This is a genomic window from Leifsonia sp. fls2-241-R2A-40a (assembly GCF_030209575.1).
In the GTDB taxonomy this organism is placed as follows: domain Bacteria; phylum Actinomycetota; class Actinomycetes; order Actinomycetales; family Microbacteriaceae; genus Leifsonia.
On record NZ_JARVRS010000001.1, the window covers coordinates 1,218,904 to 1,239,506 of the forward strand.

Annotated in this window: 21 protein-coding genes; 11 read left to right on the forward strand and 10 right to left on the reverse strand. The window is 69.8% G+C overall.

Annotated elements, in window-relative coordinates:
* Positions 1-6: 6 nt before the first annotated feature.
* On the reverse strand, positions 7-783 hold the full coding sequence (locus QRN40_RS06090; RefSeq protein WP_285117448.1) for a polyprenol monophosphomannose synthase: 777 nt from the start codon (positions 781-783) through the stop codon (positions 7-9).
* A gap of 152 nt (positions 784-935) precedes the next feature.
* Here QRN40_RS06090 and trhO point away from each other — a divergent pair, with 152 nt between their 5' ends.
* Positions 936-1,823, forward strand: coding sequence for an oxygen-dependent tRNA uridine(34) hydroxylase TrhO (gene trhO, locus QRN40_RS06095; protein WP_285114632.1), 888 nt, complete (start codon positions 936-938; stop codon positions 1,821-1,823).
* A gap of 104 nt (positions 1,824-1,927) precedes the next feature.
* Positions 1,928-3,511, forward strand: a complete 1,584-nt coding sequence (locus tag QRN40_RS06100) for a cation:proton antiporter (RefSeq protein ID WP_285114633.1) — start codon at positions 1,928-1,930, stop codon at positions 3,509-3,511.
* On the opposite strand, the gene QRN40_RS06105 is transcribed toward QRN40_RS06100, so the two are convergent.
* A complete protein-coding gene (locus tag QRN40_RS06105; protein ID WP_285114634.1) occupies positions 3,504-4,919 on the reverse strand; it encodes an LssY C-terminal domain-containing protein in 1,416 nt (471 codons plus the stop codon). The genes QRN40_RS06100 and QRN40_RS06105 overlap by 8 nt on opposite strands.
* 45 nt (positions 4,920-4,964) lie before the next feature.
* Between QRN40_RS06105 and QRN40_RS06110 the strand changes: the two genes are divergently transcribed.
* The 3 genes from QRN40_RS06110 to QRN40_RS06120 all read left to right on the forward strand — a co-directional run bounded on the left by QRN40_RS06110 (position 4,965) and on the right by QRN40_RS06120 (position 7,304).
* Positions 4,965-5,741 carry an isocitrate lyase/PEP mutase family protein gene (locus tag QRN40_RS06110; RefSeq protein WP_285114635.1) on the forward strand — a complete coding sequence of 259 codons (777 nt, stop codon included), beginning with the start codon at positions 4,965-4,967 and terminating at the stop codon, positions 5,739-5,741.
* Positions 5,742-5,818: 77 nt separating this feature from the next.
* Positions 5,819-6,841, forward strand: a complete 1,023-nt coding sequence (locus tag QRN40_RS06115; protein ID WP_285114636.1) for an MDR family oxidoreductase — start codon at positions 5,819-5,821, stop codon at positions 6,839-6,841.
* 64 nt (positions 6,842-6,905) lie between these two features.
* On the forward strand, positions 6,906-7,304 hold the full coding sequence (locus tag QRN40_RS06120) for a DUF1304 domain-containing protein (protein WP_285114637.1): 399 nt from the start codon (positions 6,906-6,908) through the stop codon (positions 7,302-7,304).
* A 28-nt stretch (positions 7,305-7,332) separates the two neighbouring features.
* Here QRN40_RS06120 and QRN40_RS06125 read toward each other — a convergent pair whose 3' ends face one another.
* Positions 7,333-8,607, reverse strand: coding sequence for an FAD-dependent oxidoreductase (locus QRN40_RS06125; RefSeq protein ID WP_285114638.1), 1,275 nt, complete (start codon positions 8,605-8,607; stop codon positions 7,333-7,335).
* A gap of 23 nt (positions 8,608-8,630) precedes the next feature.
* On the opposite strand from QRN40_RS06125, the gene QRN40_RS06130 reads away from it, so the two are divergent.
* Positions 8,631-9,029, forward strand: a complete 399-nt coding sequence (locus QRN40_RS06130; RefSeq protein ID WP_285114639.1) for a DUF1304 domain-containing protein — start codon at positions 8,631-8,633, stop codon at positions 9,027-9,029.
* Here the strand turns inward: QRN40_RS06130 and QRN40_RS06135 are convergent.
* A complete protein-coding gene (locus QRN40_RS06135; RefSeq protein WP_285114640.1) occupies positions 9,019-9,405 on the reverse strand; it encodes a hypothetical protein in 387 nt (128 codons plus the stop codon). The genes QRN40_RS06130 and QRN40_RS06135 overlap by 11 nt on opposite strands.
* A gap of 106 nt (positions 9,406-9,511) precedes the next feature.
* Here QRN40_RS06135 and QRN40_RS06140 point away from each other — a divergent pair, with 106 nt between their 5' ends.
* From QRN40_RS06140 to QRN40_RS06160, 5 genes are all read left to right on the forward strand, one after another.
* A complete protein-coding gene (locus QRN40_RS06140) occupies positions 9,512-10,693 on the forward strand; it encodes an ROK family transcriptional regulator (RefSeq protein WP_285114641.1) in 1,182 nt (393 codons plus the stop codon).
* A gap of 138 nt (positions 10,694-10,831) precedes the next feature.
* A complete protein-coding gene (locus QRN40_RS06145; RefSeq protein WP_285114642.1) occupies positions 10,832-11,947 on the forward strand; it encodes an ABC transporter substrate-binding protein in 1,116 nt (371 codons plus the stop codon).
* Between the two features lie 131 nt (positions 11,948-12,078).
* Complete coding sequence (locus tag QRN40_RS06150; RefSeq protein WP_285117449.1) at positions 12,079-12,909, forward strand: ATP-binding cassette domain-containing protein; 831 nt, start codon at positions 12,079-12,081, stop codon at positions 12,907-12,909.
* A complete protein-coding gene (locus QRN40_RS06155; protein WP_285114643.1) occupies positions 12,906-14,174 on the forward strand; it encodes a sugar ABC transporter permease in 1,269 nt (422 codons plus the stop codon). The genes QRN40_RS06150 and QRN40_RS06155 overlap by 4 nt, the downstream gene beginning before the upstream one ends.
* Positions 14,175-14,218: 44 nt before the next feature.
* Positions 14,219-14,455, forward strand: coding sequence for a hypothetical protein (locus QRN40_RS06160; RefSeq protein WP_285114644.1), 237 nt, complete (start codon positions 14,219-14,221; stop codon positions 14,453-14,455).
* Between the two features lie 66 nt (positions 14,456-14,521).
* On the opposite strand, the gene hemL is transcribed toward QRN40_RS06160, so the two are convergent.
* The 6 genes from hemL to hemQ form a co-directional block, all read right to left on the reverse strand.
* Entirely contained in the window at positions 14,522-15,850 is a 1,329-nt protein-coding gene (gene hemL, locus QRN40_RS06165; protein WP_285114645.1) for a glutamate-1-semialdehyde 2,1-aminomutase, read from the reverse strand.
* Complete coding sequence (hemB, locus tag QRN40_RS06170) at positions 15,838-16,809, reverse strand: porphobilinogen synthase (RefSeq protein WP_502878934.1); 972 nt, start codon at positions 16,807-16,809, stop codon at positions 15,838-15,840. Before hemB ends, hemL begins: the two co-directional genes overlap by 13 nt.
* A gap of 72 nt (positions 16,810-16,881) precedes the next feature.
* Positions 16,882-17,685, reverse strand: a complete 804-nt coding sequence (locus QRN40_RS06175) for a uroporphyrinogen-III synthase (RefSeq protein ID WP_285114646.1) — start codon at positions 17,683-17,685, stop codon at positions 16,882-16,884.
* Positions 17,682-18,683 (reverse strand): hydroxymethylbilane synthase, encoded by a 1,002-nt coding sequence (hemC, locus tag QRN40_RS06180; protein WP_285114647.1) that lies wholly within the window; start codon positions 18,681-18,683, stop codon positions 17,682-17,684. Before hemC ends, QRN40_RS06175 begins: the two co-directional genes overlap by 4 nt.
* Positions 18,680-19,861: a ferrochelatase gene (locus QRN40_RS06185; protein WP_285114648.1), complete on the reverse strand. Its 1,182-nt coding sequence runs from the start codon at positions 19,859-19,861 to the stop codon at positions 18,680-18,682. Before QRN40_RS06185 ends, hemC begins: the two co-directional genes overlap by 4 nt.
* Positions 19,858-20,589: a hydrogen peroxide-dependent heme synthase gene (gene hemQ, locus QRN40_RS06190; protein WP_285114649.1), complete on the reverse strand. Its 732-nt coding sequence runs from the start codon at positions 20,587-20,589 to the stop codon at positions 19,858-19,860. The genes QRN40_RS06185 and hemQ overlap by 4 nt, the downstream gene beginning before the upstream one ends.
* Positions 20,590-20,603: the final 14 nt, after the last annotated feature.

Sequence of the window (20,603 nt, forward strand, 5' to 3'; positions counted from 1 at the left end):
GCCAGGTTACGCCGGGCGCGGCGCCTCGACCTCGGCAGGCGCCGGGCGCTTCCGGAAACGTCGCGGAAGGCCCGTCACGCCCCACAGGGTCACGCGGAGCATCGCCTCGACGACGATTCCGCCGCCCATCTTCGAGGCGCCGCGCTCACGCTCCACGAACGTGATCGGCACCTCGACGATCGACAGGCCCGCGTCGTACGCGCGACGCGTCATATCGATCTGGAAGCAGTAACCCTGGCTCTCGGTGCGGTCGAAATGCAGTCGGCGCAGCGCGTCAGCGGTGAAGGCACGGTAGCCGCCCGTCACATCCCGGACCGGAAGCCCCAGGGCGATACGCGAGTACGCGCTGCCGCCCCGCGAGATCAGGCGCCGACGGGCGGGCCAGTTCACCACGCCCCCGCCCTCGACCCAGCGGGAGCCGAGCACGACATCCGCGCCGTCCGGCCGACCGAGGGAGCGCAGTGCATCCAGAAGTCGCGGGAGCTGCTCGGGCTGGTGGGAGCCGTCCGCATCCATCTCGACGATCGCCTCGTACCCCGCATCGATAGCCAGCTGCATCCCCGCACGATAGGCGGCGCCGAGGCCGTCCTTCCCGCCGCGATGCAGCACCCGCACGTTGGCGTCGGTCGCGGCGAGCGCATCGGCGAGTTCGCCGGTCCCGTCCGGGGAGCCATCGTCGACGACGAGGACATCCGCATCGGGCGCGGACGCACGCACCCGTCCGACGATCGAGCCGACGTTCTCCCGTTCGTTGTAGGTCGGGATGATGACTAGGGTTCGCAACAACCCGCCTTTCTGTAACGGGGAGCGCCCCGGGGAACGTCACGACACTGTCCCATCTGCCTGAACGGCAGGCGAACAAGACTTCACGCGTTCACATCCTCCACGATCCTACGATCGGTGCTCGCCGGGAAGCACTCGCTTACGATGAGGCGGTGCCCGTCCCGAAAATCCTCCTCTTCTACGTGTTCGCGCCGCTGCCCGACCCCGAGGCGATCCGGCTCTGGCAGCGGGAACTCTGCGAGAACCTGGGCCTGCGCGGGCGCATCCTGATCTCCGAGGACGGCATCAACGGGACACTCGGCGGGGAACTGGACGCGCTCAAGCGCTACCTGCGGGTCACGAAGGAATACAAGGCCTTCCGACAGCTCGACGCCAAATGGAGCGAAGGATCCGGACTGAATGCGGACAATAGCAGCACCGATTTCCCCAAGCTGTCCGTCAAGGTGCGCGACGAGATCGTCTCGTTCGGTGCACCGGATGAACTCCGCGTCGATGAGAACGGCGTCGTCGGAGGCGGCGAGCGCCTCGCCCCCGGCCAACTGCACCAGCTGGTCGCCGATCGCGACGACGTGGTGTTCTTCGACGGCCGCAACCGCTTCGAGGCGGAGATCGGGCGCTTCCGCGACGCGGTCGTGCCGGATGTCGCCAACACCCGCGAATTCGTGGCCGCACTCGAGAGCGGGGCGTACGACCACCTGAAGGACAAGCCGGTCGTCACCTACTGCACCGGCGGCATCCGCTGCGAAGTCCTATCGTCGCTCATGCGCACGCGCGGCTTCCAGGAGGTCTACCAGCTCGAGGGCGGCATCGCCCGCTACGGCGAGGCGTACGGCGACGACGGACTCTGGGACGGCTCCCTCTACGTCTTCGACGGGCGAGGATCCCTGACGTTCAGCGACCATGCCGCCGTGCTCGGACGCTGCGCGACCTGCGGAACAGCGACCAGCCGGATGCGCAACTGCGCCGACCTGTCCTGCCGGAAACAGCTCGTGGTCTGCGACGACTGCGACACGGCGGTCTGCGCCGAGCACGCCGCGTGACGCGGCATCCGGACAACCGCTCACATCGCTGAGGGCGAACGCGTTCTCCACGGGCCGATGGGAAACCTTGGCGGCGCCTCCGCGTTGCCGCCATCATGAACACCATGGATCCGGTCTCCACCATCGTCTGGATCGTGTCGTTCGTCGTCGTCACGGTCGCGGTAACCGGGCTGTCCCGCAGGGTCGGCTGGTCGGCACCCGTCGCGCTCGTCTTCGTCGGTGCGGCCGCTTCCTTCATCCCGGGTGTGCCCCAGGTCGCCCTCGAGCCGGAAGTCGTGCTGTTCGGTCTGCTGCCGCCCCTTCTCTTCGCGGCGGCCATCCAGACATCGATCGTGGATGTTCGCGCCAGGCGCGACGGCATCCTCCTGCTCTCAGTCGGCCTCGTCGCCTTCACCGTCGTGGTGGTCGGCTTCGCGACGTTCCTGGTCGTCCCCGCCATCACCCTCGCGGCAGCCTTCGCGTTCGGCGCGGTCGTCGCGCCGACCGACACCGTCGCCGTCAAGGCCGTCGCCGGCCGGGGCGGGCTCCCCCGGCGGCTGGTGACGGTGCTCGAAGGCGAGAGCCTCCTCAACGATGCGACCGCTCTGGTCGCGCTGAACGCGAGCATCGCCGCGATCGTCAGCGTGGTGAATCCGATCGCGGTGGGCACCGACTTCATCCTGGCGGTCGTCGTCGGCGTCGGGGTGGGCCTCCTCGTCGGGGTGCTGCTCGCGGCGATCCGCAAGCAGCTGCGGTCGCCTGTGCTCGACACCTCGCTCGCGCTCGTGACGCCGTACCTGGCGTTCATCCCGGCGCAGCTCTTCCACGGTTCGGGGGTGCTCGCGGTCGTCGTCGCGGGGCTGTACCTCGGCTACCGCTCCCCCACCATCCAGACCGCGGAAGCCCGCATCGCCGAGACCATCAACTGGCGGACGGTGAGCTTCCTGCTCGAGAACGCGGTCTTCCTCTTCATCGGCCTGGAGTTGCGGTCGATTCTCAGTGCGGCGTTCACGTCGGGAATCACCATCCCGCAGACGATCGTCATCAGCATCGTTGTGCTGCTGACCATCTTCCTGGCGCGGTTCCTGTGGATGGTTGGAACGACCTCGCTCTACCGTTACGGTCCGAGACGTCTGCGGGAACGTGGATGGTCGTGGCCCACGGGCATCGCCGTCTCGTTCGCGGGCATCCGCGGTGTGGTCACCCTCGCCGCGGTGTTCCTGCTGCCGGCAGCGACACCGCACCGCGAGTTCTTGCAGTTCCTGGCATTCGTGGTCGTGGTCGGCACCCTGCTCGAAGGGCTGGCGCTGCCGTGGGTCATCCGACGGCTGCACCTGCCACCGCCCGACTTCGCTCAGGAGGCCAGCGAGATGCAGCGGCTGCTGGCCGAGGCTCAGTCCGCCGGACTCGAGCATCTGGAGTCGCAGGTCACCGGCGGCGAGGACGACCGCGTCATCGAGCGGCTGCGGATCAATGCGCTGTTCCTCTCGGACGCGCTAGAGAATCCTGCGCCGGAGGACGGGCCCGACCTGCCCCTCGAATACCGGAAGCTGCGCCGCACGATGATCGTCGCCGAGAGACAAGCGGTGCTCGAGGCCCGCGCGGAGGGGCGGTATCAGGAGCCGGCGGTGCGCTCCGTCCTCGCCTTCCTCGACGCCGAGGAGTCCGCCCTCAAGGCGGGCGGCACCGACGGGAAGAAGCTCAACTAGTCAGATCGGGCTGCGAGACGGGCGTCGCATCGACCTCGCCGACGACGGGCGCCACGCCGGCACGCCCGCGTGAGCGAGGGCGCCGCGCCCACAACCGCGACCGTTTCGACGAGAGGGCCAGCACCACCAGGATGTCGAGCGCCAGCCCCAGGAGGTTGTTCCGCAGGGAGACCTGAGGTCCGCCGTTGAAGAAGTCGATCGCCGACACGACGATGATGAGCGAGCTGTACGACATCGCCGCGATGCGCGCCCAGTTGCTGCCGGAGAAGACCAGCAGGGCCAGCAGGAAGTAGAGGATCAGTCCTGCGCCGAACAGGCCCATGGCGATCCCGAGAACGAGGCTGGCCGTGCTCTCCTCGTTCGGGGTCAGGGACCCCGCGGACACCTCGGACTGGACGAAGCGATGCCAGTCGAGCACGTTCAACGCGATGTAGAGGGCGCCCGCGAACACACGCAGCGTCATCAGCAGGACGCCCAGCGTGGTGGGGACCGGCCGCTTCTCCGCCTGCGCGAGGCGTCGCGCATCCGCATCCGCCGCGACGGTGACGCCCTGCGCATCCACCGGCACCTTCCTCAGATCGATCACCGGCAGGTCGCCGTCGGTCTCGATGGTGTCGCCGCCGCCGTTGCGCGAGTGGTAACCGGTCGAGAAGTCGCGGATGACCGACACCTCGACCCCGACGTCCGCATCCACGAGCGTCGAGACGATGTGGTCCCGCTCGATATCCGTGTTCGCGTCGATCTTGTGCGTGATCTGGAGGGTGAACAAAGAGAAGCCGACCGAGCGGTCGAACGTCCCGGCGGCCAGCCAGTCCGCGGCATGGCCGCCGGGCAGCAACCAGCCGTCCGGGCAGCGCCAGAAGCGCACGTGATGCCGCTTCGCCGGGTTGCCCTTGACCTCCTGCTGGTACGCGACGTCCTGCTGGCGCCCGAACAGGAACAGCGGACTCACCGGCGCCTCGTCGTAGCTCCGTCGAAGCAGCGTCGAGGTGATGATCCGCCGGCTCGAGCGGGCGGTGATGTCGTCGGCGCGCGTCCATCCCGCCTCCCGCATGGCGTCGTCGAGCTGCGCCTCCGAGCCCAGCAGCGCGAGGTTGATGGGGTCGCCGAGCAGCCCGTCGCTGGTGCGCGCGCGGCCGATGAAGTAGTCCGGGACGTAGATCTCGGTCAGGATGCGATGCAGGCGCGGCAGCACCAGGTAGGCCAGGACGACCCAGAACACCACGAAGAAGAGGATGAGGAACCAGCCCCACTCGAAGCTCTCCGTGAGCACCAGCCAGGCGAGCCAGACCGCCGAAAGACCCCCGAGGACGAAGAACAGGTAGTCGACGACGCTGCTCCTGGACGCGCGGTGGCCGAGTGCCGAACGGCTCTTCGGCACCTCCTGCGGCTCCCCGGTCCGGGCCATGCCGCCATCCTAGGGCGACGACGAGCCGCGTCGTAGGGTGACGATATGACCAGCATCCAGGACCGCGGCGCCGAACTGCGCCGCCTGCACGACGCCCCCGAACTCCTCCAGGTCGTCAACGTGTGGGACGCCATCAGCGCGCGCGTGGTGGCGGACCTTCCCGACACGCGAGCGCTCGCCACCGCCAGCCACTCGATCGCCGCGACCTTCGGCTACGAGGACGGGGAGAACATCCCGCTCGACCTCATGCTCGACATGATCGGCCGGATCGTCGCGACCACCGACCTGCCGGTCAGCGCGGACCTAGAGAGCGGTTACGGCGACGCGGGCGAGACGATCCGGCGCGCGATCGGCGTCGGTGCGGTCGGGGCGAACCTCGAGGATCGCATGCGGCCCTTCGACGAGGCCGTCGAGGCGGTGCGCGCGTCGGTACGCGCAGCGGAAGCGGAGGGTGTGCCGTTCGCCCTCAACGCGCGGACCGACGTGTTCCTGCGGGATGCGCTTCCGACCGAGCACGAAAAGACGACAGAGGCCATCCGCCGCGGCCGCGCCTTCCTCGACGAGGGCGCGACCTGCGTGTTCGTCCCGGGCAAGCTGGACGAGGGGACGATCGAGCAGCTCGTGGGCGGACTCGGCGAGCGCAAGCTCAGCGTCATCGCCGTCCCCGGCTCCGTCCACCCCCAGCGACTGCAGGAGCTGGGGGTGGCGCGGGCGTCGTACGGTCCGTGGACGCAACGGGTCGCCCTGACCGCCCTGCGCAACACCGCCCTCGAGCTCTACGCCGGCGGAGTGCTGCCCACGGGGACCCAGCCGCTCAACTGAGCGCGCCGAGCGCGCCGAGCGCGCCGACGGCGCAGAGCGACCCGGGACGGCTCTCCGCCCCGGCGTAGGGTGAGGCCATGAGCGACTTCCGGGCCATCGTGATCGAGCAAGAGGTCGAGGGGGGACGGATCGCCGCCCACACCGCGGAGGTCCGGCACCTCACCGATTCCTTCCTCATGCCCGGCGAGGTGACGATCGCGGTGGAGTTCTCCGACCTCAACTTCAAGGACGGGCTGGCGATCGGCGGACGCCCCGGCGTCGCGCGGACCTCCCCTCTCATCCCGGGCATCGACGCCATCGGCACGGTGGAACGGTCCGACGATCCGCGCTGGCGGCCGGGCGACCGGGTCGTCCTCAACGGCTCGGGGCTCGGCGAGACCCACCACGGCGGTCTGGCCGAGAAGGCACGCGTCGGCGGCGACGCGCTCGTCCGCATCCCGGATTCGATCACCTCCGAGCAGGCCGCCGCCATCGGCACCGCGGGCTTCACCGCCATGCTGGCCGTGCTCGCACTCGAGCGGAACGGCGTCGATCCGGAGGAGGTGACGCGCAGTGGCTCCAGCATTCTCGTCACCGGTGCGTCCGGCGGTGTCGGGTCCATCGCCATCGCGCTGCTGTCGAAACTGGGTTACCCGGTCACAGCATCCACCGGCCGAGTGGAGGAGATGGACGGCTACCTGAGGGATCTCTGCGCCGATGCGATCATCGATCGCTCCGAGCTCGACCAGCCCGGCAGACCGCTGCAGTCGCAGCGCTGGGCCGGCGTCGTCGACTCCGTCGGCAGCCAGACGCTCGCGACGGCTCTCGCCCAGACGCGGTACGGCGGCACCGTCACGGCGTGCGGCCTCGTTCAGGGCCCCGACATTCCCACCACTGTCATGCCGTTCATCCTGCGTGCGGTCTCGCTGATCGGAATCAACTCGGTGGAGGCGCCCGTGGCGATGCGGGAGACGGCGTGGCGTCGCCTTGCCACCGACCTCGACGAGGAGTCGCTCGCGGCGATGACGCGGTTCATCGCGCTCGCCGATGCGATCCCGGCGGCGGACGACATCCTCGCCGGGCGGTTGCGCGGGCGAACGGTCGTCGACGTCCGCGCGTGACGAGAGGAAAACGGCCAGTCCGGCACTCGGATCGCGCGGGCAGACCCCTCGGTATGCTGACGCCATGATCGTGCTCGCCACCGTCGTGGTCACCCTCGCCGCCGCGCTCCACATCGCCATCTTCTTCATGGAGAGCATCGCGTGGACCCGCCCGACCGTCTGGAAGCGGTTCGGCGTCGCCAGCCAGGAGGCCGCCGACACGACCCGGCCGATGGCCTACAACCAGGGCTTCTACAACCTCTTCCTCGCCATCGGCGCCGTGGTCGGGCTGATCCTGTACGGCGTCGGCCAGCACGCGGCCGGACTGGCGCTGATCATCTTCGCGACCGCCAGCATGCTCGCCGCAGCGATCGTGCTCACCACGACCGGTCGCGGCTACGTGCGGCCGGCGATCATCCAGGGGACGCTGCCGTTGATCGGGCTGGTCCTGCTCCTGGTGGGCGTCGCCACCGGCCAGAGCTGACGCCGGGCTGACGCTAGCCGACGCCGCACTAGCGCAGCGACGGGGCGACCGACTCCGGACGCAGCCCTCGGCCGATGAGCCGCGAACTGACCTGCTGCACGACCGGCGTCACGCCGGCGATCGCCACCCGCGCGGCACCCGGGAGGGATTCGGGCAGCAGTCGCACACCCTCCGGCCGTGAGAGGGAGCGGTGGACGGCGAGCTGGATGCGCTGCATCGCAGCGACCGCCGGCGTCCGCCGCCGCTGGATCCCGTCGAGCAGACGCAGATCGACGCCGTCGTCCGCGCCATCGCCGGAGGGCGGGGCTCCGCCTGCCCGACCCACCGGCCCCAGCGTGCGCAGTGCCTCCGTCAGGGCGTTCGCCGTCGCGACCGCATCCTGAACTGCATAGTTGACACCGACGCCGAACGCCGGTGACATCGCGTGGGCCGCGTCTCCGATCGCCAGGAATCCCCGCCGGTACCACCGGGCCAGGCGGTCGATCTGCACGCTCAGCAGCTTGACCTGATCCCAGTCGGTGATCGTGTCGAGAACAGAGCGCAGGTGCGGCGCCGGACTCGCGACCGCGCTGCGGAAGGTCTCCAGGCCGGCTTCCCGAAGCTGGTCGAAGCCGCCTTTCGGGATGATGAGGCCTGCCTGCACGTAATCCTGGCGTTCGATCGTGACTACCATCCCGCCCGTCCCCACGTAGGCCAGGGTGTGCGGCGGCAGATCCTCGGGCTTCGGGATGCGGAACCAGAGCACGTCGATCGGCACCCCGAAGGTGCGCGGCCGGAGGCCCGCCTGTTCGCGCAGAACCGACGAGCGCCCGTCGGCGGAGACAACGAGTCGTGCACGGATCTCGGCGAGGCCCGCCGGCCCGCCCGCCACGACTCCGCGTACGGCGCCGCCCTCCCAGATCAGCTCGGTCGCCTCGGTCTGCATCAACAGCCGGAAATTGGGATGCTTCGCGGCTTCATCGGCAAGGAAGCTGAGGAAGTCCCACTGCGGCGCCAGGACCAGGAAGTCGTCCGGCGGGGCGAGCCGGCTGAAGTCGACGGGGTGGAGCCGGTTGCCGTTGACCACGATGTCCAGCGTGCTCACGCTGGTGTGCGGCAACCCCAGGAACCGATCGCGCAGCCCCAGCTCGCCCAGCACACCGATGGTGGACGGATGGATGGTGTCGCCGCGGAAGTCCCGGAAGAAGTCGGCGTGCTTCTCCAGCACCACCACATCCACACCGTTGCGCGCGAGGATCAGACCGAGCATCATCCCGGCCGGCCCGGCCCCCACGATCACGCACGTCGTGTTCAGCGTCTCCATGATGGGCAGCGTATCCTCCGGGCATGGCCATCATCGGCACCCTTTTCATCGTCGCGGCTGCCGTCGTGCACGTGGTCTTCTTCGCGATGGAGAGTGTGCTCTGGTCGGCGCCCGGCGTCTGGCGACGGTTCGGCCTCACGTCCCAGCGGGATGCGGACGTCGTGCGTCCGATGGCGTACAACCAGGGCTTCTACAACCTGTTCCTCGCGGGAGGCTCGGTGGTCGGCCTGCTCCTCTACTGGACGACCCTGCGCCAGGTGGGCTTCGGCCTCATCTTCTTCTGCGGCATCTGCATGGTGCTCGCGTCGCTCGTACTCCTGACGACGGGTCGCCGGCTCTGGGGCGCCGTCCTGCTGCAGGGCGGCCTGCCGCTGGTCGGCCTGATCCTGTTCGTGATCGCGGAGAACGCGCCTACTCGATGAACTCGCCGTCGGCCGCGAGCTCGCTGCCGTCGACGCGCAGCGCCTCCACGAGGCGTGCGGCGTGCGGGGTGGACACGATGATGCGCGAGTACTCCTCGCCGTCGAGGTCGATCACGACCGCGGCCCGCTGCTTGCCCTTGATGAGCAGGAAGTCTTTGCCTCCGTGGAACTTCCACGTTCCGATCGACAGGGTGAGCGGGACGGCCGCACCCGGTGCGCGGATGCCGCGGATCCAGATCCAGGGGTCCTCGGTGATCGCCACCGAGCGGATGCTGTCGCGCGGCACGACCAGATCCTCCCGCTTCACGGCCAGCACCTTCTCGGCCCTGGTCAAGTGGATCTCCAGGCGGTCGGGGTGAACGTGCAAGTCGGCCATGTCTCTATCCTGCCAAGCCCGTCGCCCGCTCGGGTCTCAGGAATCTCACAAAGGCATTACTTTCCCGTGGAGGATGCCCGTTCCCTGGGCATGTATCCTTCTCGTCGTGGCAACGCAGCGACGAACTCCGGGCTCGCAGACTTCACTTCGTGAAGCCAACAGAGCCCGCATCGTCGACGCCATCAAGAAGCACGGCGGCCTCACCCAGGTCGAACTGGCCGGTGCGACCGGCCTCTCCCCCGCAACGGTGTCCAACATCGTCAAGGAACTCTCGACCTCCGGCGTGTTGCATACCGCGCAGAGCATCCGCTCGGGCCGGCGCGCTCAGCACGTCACCCTGGCGCACGCCCTGGGGCTCGTGGTCGGCGTCCACTTCTCGACGCGACACCTGCGCGTCGCCCTCGCCGACGTCGCCAACACGGTCGTCGCCGAGAACCACATGCCGCTCGCCAAGGATCACCGCGCCGACAACGAGCTGGACAAGGTCTCGCTGCTGCTCAACGACATGCTCGAGTCGGTGGACGCCTCCCACGACGACCTGCTGGCTGTCGGGATCGCTCTCCCCGCGCCGATCGACCGCGCGACCGGCACGATCGCGCGCAGCGGGATCATGCGCGGCTGGGACGGCGTGGTCGTCGCCGAATCGCTGGAGCGACGCATCAAGCGCCCCGTCTTCGTCGACAATGCCGCCAATCTCGGGGCGCTGGGCGAGTCCCGACTCGGAGCCGGCCGCGGGAAGCGGAACACGATCACCCTCGACATCGGAGACGGCATCGGGGCCGGACTGCTGCTGAACGGGCAGCTGTTCCGCGGGAACCACGGCGTTGCCGGGGAGTTCGGCCACACCACCATCCGCGAGAACGGACCGCTCTGCCGCTGCGGCAACCGCGGCTGCCTGGAGGCGCTCGCGGGCGGACCGGCGATCATGGACGAGCTGCGCGATCACCTCGGCAGCCTGAAGCTGGGCGACGTGGTGCTGCAGGCGATGGCCGGGGATGCGCGCTGCATCCGCGCCATCGCCGACGCGGGACGGCACATCGGCGTCGCCACCGCGAACCTGTGCAACCTGATCGACCCGGAACGCGTCATCGTCGGCGGCGAGCTCTCCCGCGCCGGAGAACTGCTGCTCGGCCCGATGCGGCACGCGGTCGAGCGCTCGATCATCGTGAATCCCGACCTCATGCCCGACATCGTGCAGGGTCAGCTCGGGGTGCGCGCGGCCACGCTCGGGGCCGTCGCCTACGCGGTCGACTGCGTCTCGCTCTCTCCCGACGGCGTCGCGTTCTGAACGTCCCCCTGCGTTGGCCCCCGAAGACGTCTCGAACCGTTACCGAATCCATTGGCTTCAACTCTTGACGCCATACCCCTCGGCTGGGACACTCAACCCAGCCGCCAACGAAGGCGGTCCCGAATCGGAGGTTTTTCAATGAAGATCGCCACCAAGAGAGCGGTCATCGCGTCGGCCGCGATCCTGCTCACAGCCGTCACCCTCACAGCGTGTTCGAACGGTTCCGGAAACAGCTCCGGCGGAAGCTCCGCGAACGCCGCCAACGCCCAGATCGGGCTCCTCCTCCCCGACTCCGTCACCGCCCGGTACGAAGCGGCGGACAAGCCCTTCTTCGAAGCCAAGGTCAAGTCGCTCTGCTCCGGCTGCAAGGTCCTCTACGCGAACGCCGACGGCGACGCCAGCAAGCAGCAGCAGCAGGCGGAGTCGATGCTGACGCAGGGCGTCAAGGTGCTCGTGCTCGACCCGTTCGACGGTGAGGCCGCCGCATCCATCGTGGGCGAGGCGAAGGCCAAGAATGTGCCGGTCATCTCCTACGACCGTCTGATCAACAGCCCGGACAGCAACTACTACATCTCGTTCGACAACGAGAAGGTGGGTCAGCTGCAGGGACAGGCGCTGGTCGACAAGCTCAAGAAGGACGGTGTCGCTTCGGGCGCCGGCATCCTCATGGTCAACGGCTCGCCGACGGACAACAACGCCACGCTGTTCAAGAAGGGCGCGCACAGCGTCATCGACCCCAGCGGCTACAAGGTGCTCGCCGAGTTCGACACCCCCGGATGGGACCCCGCCAAGGCCCAGGACTGGGTGTCCGGCCAGGTCTCGCAGTTCAAGGACCAGATCAAGGGCGTCTACGCCGCGAACGACGGCACCGGTGGTGGCGCGATCGCGGCCATGAAGGCGGCCAACGTGAGCCCGCTCCCGCCCGTCACGGGTCAGGACGCCGAGCTCGCCGGTATCCAGCGCATCCTCGCCGGCGACCAGTACATGACCGTCTACAAGGCCCTCCAGCCGGAGGCTGAGAAGGCGGCCGAGCTGGCCGTTTCGCTCACCAAGGGCGAGAAGCCGAAGGGCGACACCACGGTCAAGACCGCGGGCGGCGCGGACATCCAGTCGTTCCTGCTGACCCCGGTCGCGGTGACGACGGACAACATCGAGAGCACGGTCGTGAAGGACAACTTCTACGGCACCGACTCGGCGTCGAAGATCTGCACGGCTGACTACAAGGCAGCCTGCGACAAGTACGGCATCAAGTAACCGAACACGGTTCCTCCCGGCCCGGGATACGCCCCCTCCATCGGAGAAGGGACGTCCCGGGCCGGGTGGTTCCGCTCTACCCTGAGAACAGGAAGCATGCTGCGCACAGCTCGAAGGAGAACGCCGTGACCATGGAATCCGCGATCGTGGACGACGAGCGGTCGGCCCGCCGCCCCGTCCTCTCCCTGCGGGGGGTCTCGAAAGGGTTCGGCGCCGTCCAAGCGCTCACCGACATCCACCTCGACGTCTACCCGGGAGAGGTCGTCGCTCTCGTCGGCGACAACGGCGCCGGAAAGTCGACGCTCGTCAAGATCCTCGCCGGTGTGCACCCGCAGGATGCGGGGACGATCGAGTTCGACGGCCAGGAGGTGAACATCCCCTCCCCCGCCGCCTCGCGCGAACTGGGCATCGCGACGGTGTTCCAGGACCTCGCCCTCTGCGACAACCTCGACGTCGTCTCGAACCTCTTCCTCGGCCGCGAGATCAGCAAGGGAACGCTGGACGAGGAGGAGATGGAGAAGCGGTCGTGGAGCCTGCTGCGGCAGCTCTCCGCGCGCATCCCGTCCGTCCGGATCGCCGTCGCCTCGCTCTCGGGAGGACAGCGGCAGACCGTCGCCATCGCCCGCTCGCTGATCGGCGACCCGCGCATCGTCATCCTCGACGAGCCCACCGCCGCGCTCGGCGTCGCGCAGACCGCCGAGGTGCTGAACCTGATCGAGCGCCTGCGCGAGCGCGGCCTCGGCGTCATCCTGATCAGCCACAACATGGCCGACGTGCAGGCGGTCGCGGACCGCGTCGCCGTGCTCCGCCTCGGCCGCAACAACGGCGACTTCCGGGTGCCGGAGGTCAGCTACGAAGAGATCATCTCCGCCATCACCGGCGCCACGGACAACGTGGTCGTGCGCCGCGCCGAGCGCCTCATGGAGGCCGAAGAATCCATCGAACGGAGCCCGGAAGCATGAGCAAGGCAACCCCATCCGCGGCCACGGAGACGCCGGCCGAGCTGGCGGCGGACCTGCAGGACGAGCGACTCATCCGCGACGAGGGACTCGGTGGCGCGGCGCGCGCCTTCGGGCGACGCGTCCGCGGCGGCGACCTGGGGTCGCTCCCCGTCGTGATCGGGCTGATCGTGATCTGGGTGGTCTTCCAGATCCTCAACCCGAACTTCCTCAGCGCGAACAACCTCGTCAACCTGACGCTCCAGTGCGCCGCGATCGGCACGATCTCGATCGGCATCGTCCTGGTGCTGCTGCTCGGCCAGATCGACCTCTCGGTCGGCTCGGTCAGCGGTGTGTCTGCGGCCATCCTCGGCGTCGGTTTCACGCAGCTGCACTGGCCGCTCTGGCTCACGGTGATCGTCGCGATCCTCGCCGGATCGGCGATCGGCCTGCTGTACGGCTTCCTCTTCACCCGGTTCGGGGTGCCGAGCTTCGTGATCACGCTGGCCGGTCTGCTCGGCTTCCTCGGCCTGCAGCTGTGGATCCTCGGAGCGAACAGCTCGATCAACATCCCGTACGACTCGTGGATCGTGAAGTTCGCCCAGCAGTGGTTCCTCCCGCCGTGGGCCGCCTACACCCTGGCGGTGATCGCCGCGGGCGGGATGTTCCTCTCCGACTGGCGACGGAACATCCGGCGGCGCAAGGCCGGGCTGTCCGAAGGCTCCGTGGCGGTCGTCGCGATCAAGGCGGTGCTGCTGCTGATCGGCCTGTGCATCAGCGTCTGGTACCTCTCGACCGACCGCGGGACGGGCGCGATGTTCCTGTTCTTCGTCATCCTCGTGATCGTGATGAACTTCCTGCTCACCCGTACGCGCTGGGGCCGCGCGGTCTTCGCGGTCGGCGGATCGGTGGAGGCGGCCCGCCGAGCGGGCATCCACGTCAACCGCATCTTCATCAGCGTGTTCATCCTCTGCTCGACGTTCGCAGCGGTCGGCGGCCTTCTCGCAGCGGCGCGCCTCGCGTCGGTCGGCGCGGGTTCGGGCGGCACGGACACCAACCTGAACGCGATCGCGGCGGCCGTCATCGGCGGCACGAGCCTGTTCGGCGGACGCGGGTCGGCGTGGTCTGCGCTGCTCGGCATCCTGGTCATCCAGTCGATCTCGAACGGCCTGACGCTGATGAACCTCGACTCGTCCTACCGCTTCATGATCACGGGCGCCGTGCTGCTGCTCGCAGTGATCATCGACTCGCTGTCGCGGCGGTCGCGCGCGTCGCACGGGCAAGCCTAGCGACGGCACTCCGTCCGCCCCGACGGGCGTGGGAGAGTGGTGGGATGACCCGGACCACCACCTTCCGCGCCCGTCTTCTGCGTTCCGGCGCCGAGCCGCAGACGGTGACCGTGCGGTCGTCGTCGGATGCGCCGCCGCGCACGCTGCGACGAGCCGCCGGGGGCGGTGGGACGCTCAACTTCGACGTGTACGCACTGCTCGACGCGGACGGCTGGCCGGCCTCGGCCACCTACACCTACGTCGAATCGCTCTCGCGGGAACCGTCCGCCTCGGACGAGTGACCGTGAGGTGCTCAAAGCTGCGGCCCGCGACGGCGCGTCGGGGACGACGACGAGCACCTCAGCGGATCACGGAGTGGGCGGGAGAGCGGGGGTCGCGGAGGCGGAGGCGCGCGCGGCGGCCGGGAGGGCGTCCAGGATGCGCGCAACGGCCGCGTCGTCGTGGGCGGCGGTGACGAACCAGGCCTCGAAGACACTCGGGGGCAGCGAGACGCCCTGGTCGAGCATCGTGTGGAAGAACGCGCGGTACCGGTACGCCTCCTGGCGCTGCACCTCGGCGTAGGTGCGCGGAGCATTCTCGAAGTCGCCGAAGGCGAAGCTGAACAGGTTTCCGGCCCGCTGGACGCGGTGAGCCACTCCGGCGGCGGACAGCGCGTCGGAGGTCGCCGCCGACACGGTCTCGGCGACGGTGTCCAGGCGGTCGTAGACGGACTCGTCCGCGTTCGCGAGCGTCGCCAGGCCGGCGGCCACCGCGACCGGGTTCCCCGAGAGCGTGCCCGCCTGGTAGACGGGGCCGGCGGGCGCGAGGAAGTCCATCAGCTCGGCCCGTCCGCCGAGAGCCGCAAGGGGCATCCCGCCGCCGACGACCTTTCCGAAGGTGACCAGGTCGGGCGTGTACCCGCGGTCGAGTCCCCAGAACCCGGCGTCGCTGACGCGGAAGCCGGTCAGCACCTCGTCGAGGATGAGCAGCGCACCGAACTCGTGGGCGAGGTCGGTGAGGGCGGCGTTGAAGCCCTCGTCCGGCGGGACGACGCCCATGTTGGCGGCGGCGGCCTCGGTGATGACGGCCGCGATGTCGGGGCCTTGCGCCTCGAAGACCGCGCGCACCGCATCCAGGTCGTTGTACGGCAGCACGATCGTCTGCGCTGCCGTCGCCTCCGTCACACCGGCGGACCCCGGGAGGGCCAGGGTGGCGAGGCCGGAGCCGGCCTCGGCCAGCAGGCCGTCGGAGTGCCCGTGGTAGTGACCCGCGAACTTGATGAGCAGCGGGCGACCGGTGAAGCCGCGCGCCAGGCGGATCGCGGTCATCGTCGCCTCGGTGCCGGTGGAGACCAGCCGCAGCTTCTCGATGAACGGGACGCGGCCGATGACGGCCTCCGCGAGCTGGGTCTCGGCCGGAGTGGATGCGCCGAACGACAGTCCGCGCGCGGCGGCCTGCTGCACCGCGTCCACGACGGCGGGATGCGCGTGGCCGAGGATCGCCGGACCCCACGACGCGACCAGGTCGACGTACTCGCGGCCGTCCGCGTCGGTGACGTACGGCCCGCGGGCCGAGACGATGAAGCGCGGGGTGCCGCCGACCGAGCGGAAGGCGCGCACGGGCGAGTTCACCCCTCCCGGGATGACGCGCTGCGCGCGCTCGAACTGCTCCAGATTGACGTCGTTCATCGCAGCCATCCCGCCACTTCGGTCGCCCAATAGGTCATGATCGCGTCGGCGCCGGCGCGGCGGGCGCCGATCAGGGTCTCCTCGATGATGCGGTCGCGGTCGATCCAGCCGTTCGCTGCCGCAGCCTCCACCATCGCGTACTCCCCCGACACCTGGTACGCCCACACGGGGACGTCGCTCATGGCGGCGACATCGCTGAGGACGTCGAGGTAGCTGAGCGCCGGCTTCACCATCAGGATGTCGGCGCCCTCCTCGAGGTCGAGGCGCGCCTCGCGCAGGCCCTCGCGGCGGTTCGCCGGGTCTTGCTGATAGGCGCGGCGATCGCCGGAGAGCTGCGAGTCGACCGCCTCGCGGAACGGACCGTAGAAGCCGGAAGCGTACTTGGCCGAGTAGGCCAGGATCACGACATCGGTGTGGCCCGCGTCATCGAGCGCCTCGCGCACGGCGGCGACCTGGCCGTCCATCATCCCGCTGAGGCCCAGCAGCTGCGAGCCGGCCTCGGCCTGCGCAATCGCCATGTCGCGGTAGCGGAGCAGGGTGGCGTCGTTGTCGACGTGACCGCGTGCATCCAGGACTCCGCAGTGGCCGTGGTCGGTGAACTCGTCGAGGCACAGGTCGGTCTGCACGACCAGCGCGTCGCCCACCTCGTCGGCGAGCACGCGGGTCGCCACGTTCAGGATCCCCTCCGGGTCGGTCGCGGCCGAGCCGATCGCGTCGCGCGTCTCGGGCACACCGAAGAGCATGAGCCCGCCGACGCCGGCCTCGGCCGCCTCGTTCGCCACGCGCTTCAGCGAGTCGAGACTGTGCTGCGAGACGCCCGGCATCGAACCGATCGGGACGGGCTCGGCGGCGCCCTCGCGCACGAACAGCGGGAGGATCAGCTCGGAGGGGTGGAGGCGGGTCTCGGCGGTCAGCCGGCGCATCGCCGGGGACTGCCGCAGCCGTCGGGGTCGGATGACGGGATGCAGTTCACTCACTCACATCAGCCTACGCCCGCCACGCTGAGCACCCTCCCAGCGAACGGCTCCGGGAACGTCGGGTCAGGCGTCGGCCGCGTCGGCCGCGGCACGGGACTGCGCGACCTGCACGACGGCGTCGATGAGGGAGGCGGCTGTGCGCTCCTCGGCGATCACATCCACACGGAGTCCGAAGGACCGGGCGTCGCGTGCGGTCTGCGGACCGATCGCCGCGATGAGTGTGGACTCGGGCACCGGTCCCAGCTGCTGCTGGACCTGCTCGGCGACCGAGCCGCTGGTCACGAGGATGGCCTGCACCAGCCCGTCGCGGACATCGTCCACCACGCTCTCCGGCACCGGGACGCCGACCGTGCGGTAGGCGACAACCGACTCGACCTCGTGCCCGATGCGGCGGAGCCCTTCGGTGAGGAGCGGCTTGGCGATCTCGGACCGGAGCGTCAGCACGCGCAGCGGGAAGGCGCCCTGCGTCGCGGCCTCCCACTCGTCGAGCAGACCGCGGGCCGAGTTGTCCTCGGAGGGGACGAGGTCGACGTGATACCCGGCGGCCGCCAGGGCGGCGGCCGTCGTCTCGCCAACAGCGGCGACGCGAGTCGTCGGCGGGACCACCGCGCGCTGGGCGCTGAGGACGTCGACCGTGGTGGCGCTGGTGACGGTCATCCAGTCGAACTCGCCGTTCGCGAGCCGGGCCAGCGCCCTCTCGAGCGCGGGCGCGTCGGCGGTCGGCGCGAAGTTGATCATCGCCGCGACGACGGGAGAGGCCCCCTTCGACCGGAGGTCGGCCGCGACGGAGTCGCCCCACGGGCCGCCGCGTGGCACGAGGACGCGCCAACCGGCCAAGGGCTTGGGGATGGGAGCCGTATTGGTCATCGGCTGCTCCCCAGCGGTGCCAGGTCGGCAGCGCCGGCCTGCAGCAGTTCGGCGACCACCCGGGCGCCGACGTCGAGCGCGGCCTCCTGGAGGTGGGCCGAACTCAGCGAGTCCGGAGTGGCCGCGTGGGATGCGGTCAGCCGCTCGGTGCCGTCGGGACGGTAGACCGTCGCCGTCAGGAACAGGAGGCCGTCATCGACGATCGCCGTGGCGCCGATCGGTGCAGCGCATCCCGCTTCGAGTCCGGCGAGCACATGGCGCTCGGCGACGACGGAGGCGTGGGTGGTGACGTGGTCCACTGCGGCGAGCGCGCGCGCGATGGGCCCGCGGCCCTTCTCGTCCCCGGCGCGCACCTCGAGCGCGAGCGCGCCCTGACCGGGAGCCGTCGGCATGAGCGACAGGGGGAAATAGTCCGTCACGGCGTCGAGGCGGCCGAGGCGGGTGAGCCCGGCGGCCGCGAGGACCACCGCATCCAACTCGCCCTCGGCGACCATTCTGAGACGCGTGTCGACGTTGCCGCGGAGGTCCGTGACATCGAGGTCGGGGCGCTGCGACTTCAGCTGCGCGACGCGGCGGGGCGATCCGGTGCCGACCCGGGCGCCCTCGGGCAGGGTCTCCAGCGTGAGCCCGTCGCGGGCTGCGAGGGCGTCCCGCGCGTCCGCGCGCTTCGGGATCGCGCCGACCACGAGGCCGGTGGCGGGAGCGGTCGGAAGGTCTTTCAGGGAGTGGACGACCAGATCCACGTCGCCCGCGAGGAGCGCGTCGCGGAGGGCGGTGGCGAACACTCCCGTTCCGCCGAGCTGCGCGAGCGACTCGCGCGAGGTGTCGCCCTGCGTGGTCACCGTGACGAGTTCGACATCGAGGCCCGTGGCCCGGGCGATCGACTCGGCGACCGCCGTCGTCTGGGCGACCGCCAGTGCGCTGCCGCGCGTACCGACGCGCAGGACGCCCTCACGGCGCTCGGCGTCGCCGTCGACCCTCGTCACGGCGCCGCTCACGGTGCGAGCCCCGCTGCCGCCGGCTTGAATCCGAGGCGGACGTTCTCGCAGCATCCCGGACGGCACACGTCGTACCAGGGGCCGAGCGAGGTGACCGCGGGACGCTCCTCGGTGGGGACGCCGTCGCGGCGTTCGAGGACGAGGTCGACCAGACCCTTCACGTACGCGGCGTGCGTGCCCGGGGTCGGGACGCGGACGGCGACCAGTCCGTGCTCGTCGCTGGTCTCCATGGCCTCGTTGTCGAGGTCCCAGAGCACCTCCATGTGGTCGCTGACGAACCCGAGCGGCACGATGACGACCGCCTTGACGCCCAGCGCGGGGAGTTCTGCGATGCGGTCGTTGATATCCGGCTCGAGCCACGGCATCGACGGCGGCCCGGAGCGCGACTGGTAGACCAGATCCCATTCGACGGTTCCGCCGGTCGCAGCGTGCGTGACGACCTCCGCGACCGCGAGGTGCTGCGCCGCGTAGGCGCCCCCGTCACCGAAGCCGCGCTCGGCGGGGCCGGACCGGGTGGCGTCGCTCGACGGGATGGAGTGCGTCGAGTACAGGATGCGCACCTCGGTCGCCGGGTCGAGCCCGGGGAGCTTCTGCTGCAGCTCGTCGATGGCGTTGCGGACGCCCTCGATGAACGGCTCCACGAAGCCGGGGTGGTCGAAGAACTGGCGCACCTTGTCGATCTGGATGCGCTCCCCCAGTCCGGTGGCTTCCAGAGCGCCCGCGAAGTCCTCGCGGTACTGACGGCAGCTGGAGTAGGACGAGTACGCGCTGGTCGCGATGGCGATGAGCTTGATGAAGCCGCGCTCGTCGGCCTCGCGCAGTGCGTCAGCCAGGTACGGGTCCCAGTTGCGGTTGCCCCACAGCACGGGAAGGTCGATGCCGCGCTCGGCGAGCTCCGCCTCGAGCGCTGCCTTCAGCTCGCGGTTCTGGTCGTTGATGGGGCTGACGCCGCCGAAGTGGCGGTAGTGGTGCGCGACCTCTTCCAGCCGCTCCTCCGGGATGCCGCGCCCGCGGGTGACGTTGCGGAGGAAGGGGATGACGTCGTCCTGACCCTCCGGGCCGCCGAAGCCGGCCAGCAGGATCGCGTCGTAGGCGACCGGCTCGGTCACGTGCTCGGGCCCGGCGGCCGCGGCCGGCGTCGCGAACAGCACCCGCTGATCGGTCTGTGCCTCGGTCACTGCAGGACCTCCACGATTTCGGCGGGCTGGATGCGGCGGCCGGTGAAGAACGGGACCTCTTCGCGGACGTGGCGGCGTGCCTCGGTGTACCGGAGCTCGCGCATCATGTCGACGAGGTCGGTCAGCTCGTCCGCCTCCAGCGGGAGGATCCACTCATAGTCGCCGAGGGCGAACGAGGCCACCGTGTTCGCCAGGACTTGGCGGAACGCGGCACCCTTCCTGCCGTGCTCGGCCAGCATCTGCGAGCGCTCCTCATCGGGCAGCAGGTACCACTCGTAGCTGCGGACGAAGGGGTAGACGCAGAGCCAGTCCTTCGCGGCCTTGCCACGGAGGAAGCCCGGCACGTGCGCCTTGTTGAACTCGGCGTCACGGTGAACGCCCATGGCGTTCCACGTGGGGAGCAGGGCCTTCAGCAGCCGGGTCCGGCGCAGCTGGCGCAGGCCCCACTGCAGGGTCTCGGCCTCGGGGCCGTGCAGCCAGATCATCAGGTCGGCGTCGGCGCGGAGGCCGGAGACGTCGTACAGGCCGCGGGTGGTCACACCCTGAAGCTCCATGTCGGCGATGACGCCTTCGAGCTCGGAGACCGCGGTGGGCACGTCGGTGCCGTCGAGGTCGTCGGGCCGGGCGGGGTCACGGCGCAGCACTGCCCAGAGGGTGAAGCCGGTCGGGGTGTCGCTGGGGGTGTCGGGGGAGGTCGACTCTGCCGGAACGGCAGCCGGGGTACTCATACCCACAGTCTCCC

Excerpts from the sequence above, each read along its gene's own strand:
- QRN40_RS06100 (WP_285114633.1), top strand. The coding sequence starts at position 1,928 with ATGGATCCGGTCTCCACCATCGTCTGGATCGTGTCGTTCGTCGTCGTC.
- QRN40_RS06105 (WP_285114634.1), bottom strand. The coding sequence starts at position 4,919 with ATGGCCCGGACCGGGGAGCCGCAGGAGGTGCCGAAGAGCCGTTCGGCA.
- QRN40_RS06110 (WP_285114635.1), top strand. The coding sequence starts at position 4,965 with ATGACCAGCATCCAGGACCGCGGCGCCGAACTGCGCCGCCTGCACGAC.
- QRN40_RS06115 (WP_285114636.1), top strand. The coding sequence starts at position 5,819 with ATGAGCGACTTCCGGGCCATCGTGATCGAGCAAGAGGTCGAGGGGGGA.
- QRN40_RS06120 (WP_285114637.1), top strand. The coding sequence starts at position 6,906 with ATGATCGTGCTCGCCACCGTCGTGGTCACCCTCGCCGCCGCGCTCCAC.
- QRN40_RS06125 (WP_285114638.1), bottom strand. The coding sequence starts at position 8,607 with ATGGAGACGCTGAACACGACGTGCGTGATCGTGGGGGCCGGGCCGGCC.
- QRN40_RS06130 (WP_285114639.1), top strand. The coding sequence starts at position 8,631 with ATGGCCATCATCGGCACCCTTTTCATCGTCGCGGCTGCCGTCGTGCAC.
- QRN40_RS06135 (WP_285114640.1), bottom strand. The coding sequence starts at position 9,405 with ATGGCCGACTTGCACGTTCACCCCGACCGCCTGGAGATCCACTTGACC.
- QRN40_RS06145 (WP_285114642.1), top strand. The coding sequence starts at position 10,832 with ATGAAGATCGCCACCAAGAGAGCGGTCATCGCGTCGGCCGCGATCCTG.
- QRN40_RS06150 (WP_285117449.1), top strand. The coding sequence starts at position 12,079 with ATGGAATCCGCGATCGTGGACGACGAGCGGTCGGCCCGCCGCCCCGTC.
- QRN40_RS06155 (WP_285114643.1), top strand. The coding sequence starts at position 12,906 with ATGAGCAAGGCAACCCCATCCGCGGCCACGGAGACGCCGGCCGAGCTG.
- QRN40_RS06160 (WP_285114644.1), top strand. The coding sequence starts at position 14,219 with ATGACCCGGACCACCACCTTCCGCGCCCGTCTTCTGCGTTCCGGCGCC.
- hemL (WP_285114645.1), bottom strand. The coding sequence starts at position 15,850 with ATGGCTGCGATGAACGACGTCAATCTGGAGCAGTTCGAGCGCGCGCAG.
- QRN40_RS06175 (WP_285114646.1), bottom strand. The coding sequence starts at position 17,685 with ATGACCAATACGGCTCCCATCCCCAAGCCCTTGGCCGGTTGGCGCGTC.
- hemQ (WP_285114649.1), bottom strand. The coding sequence starts at position 20,589 with ATGAGTACCCCGGCTGCCGTTCCGGCAGAGTCGACCTCCCCCGACACC.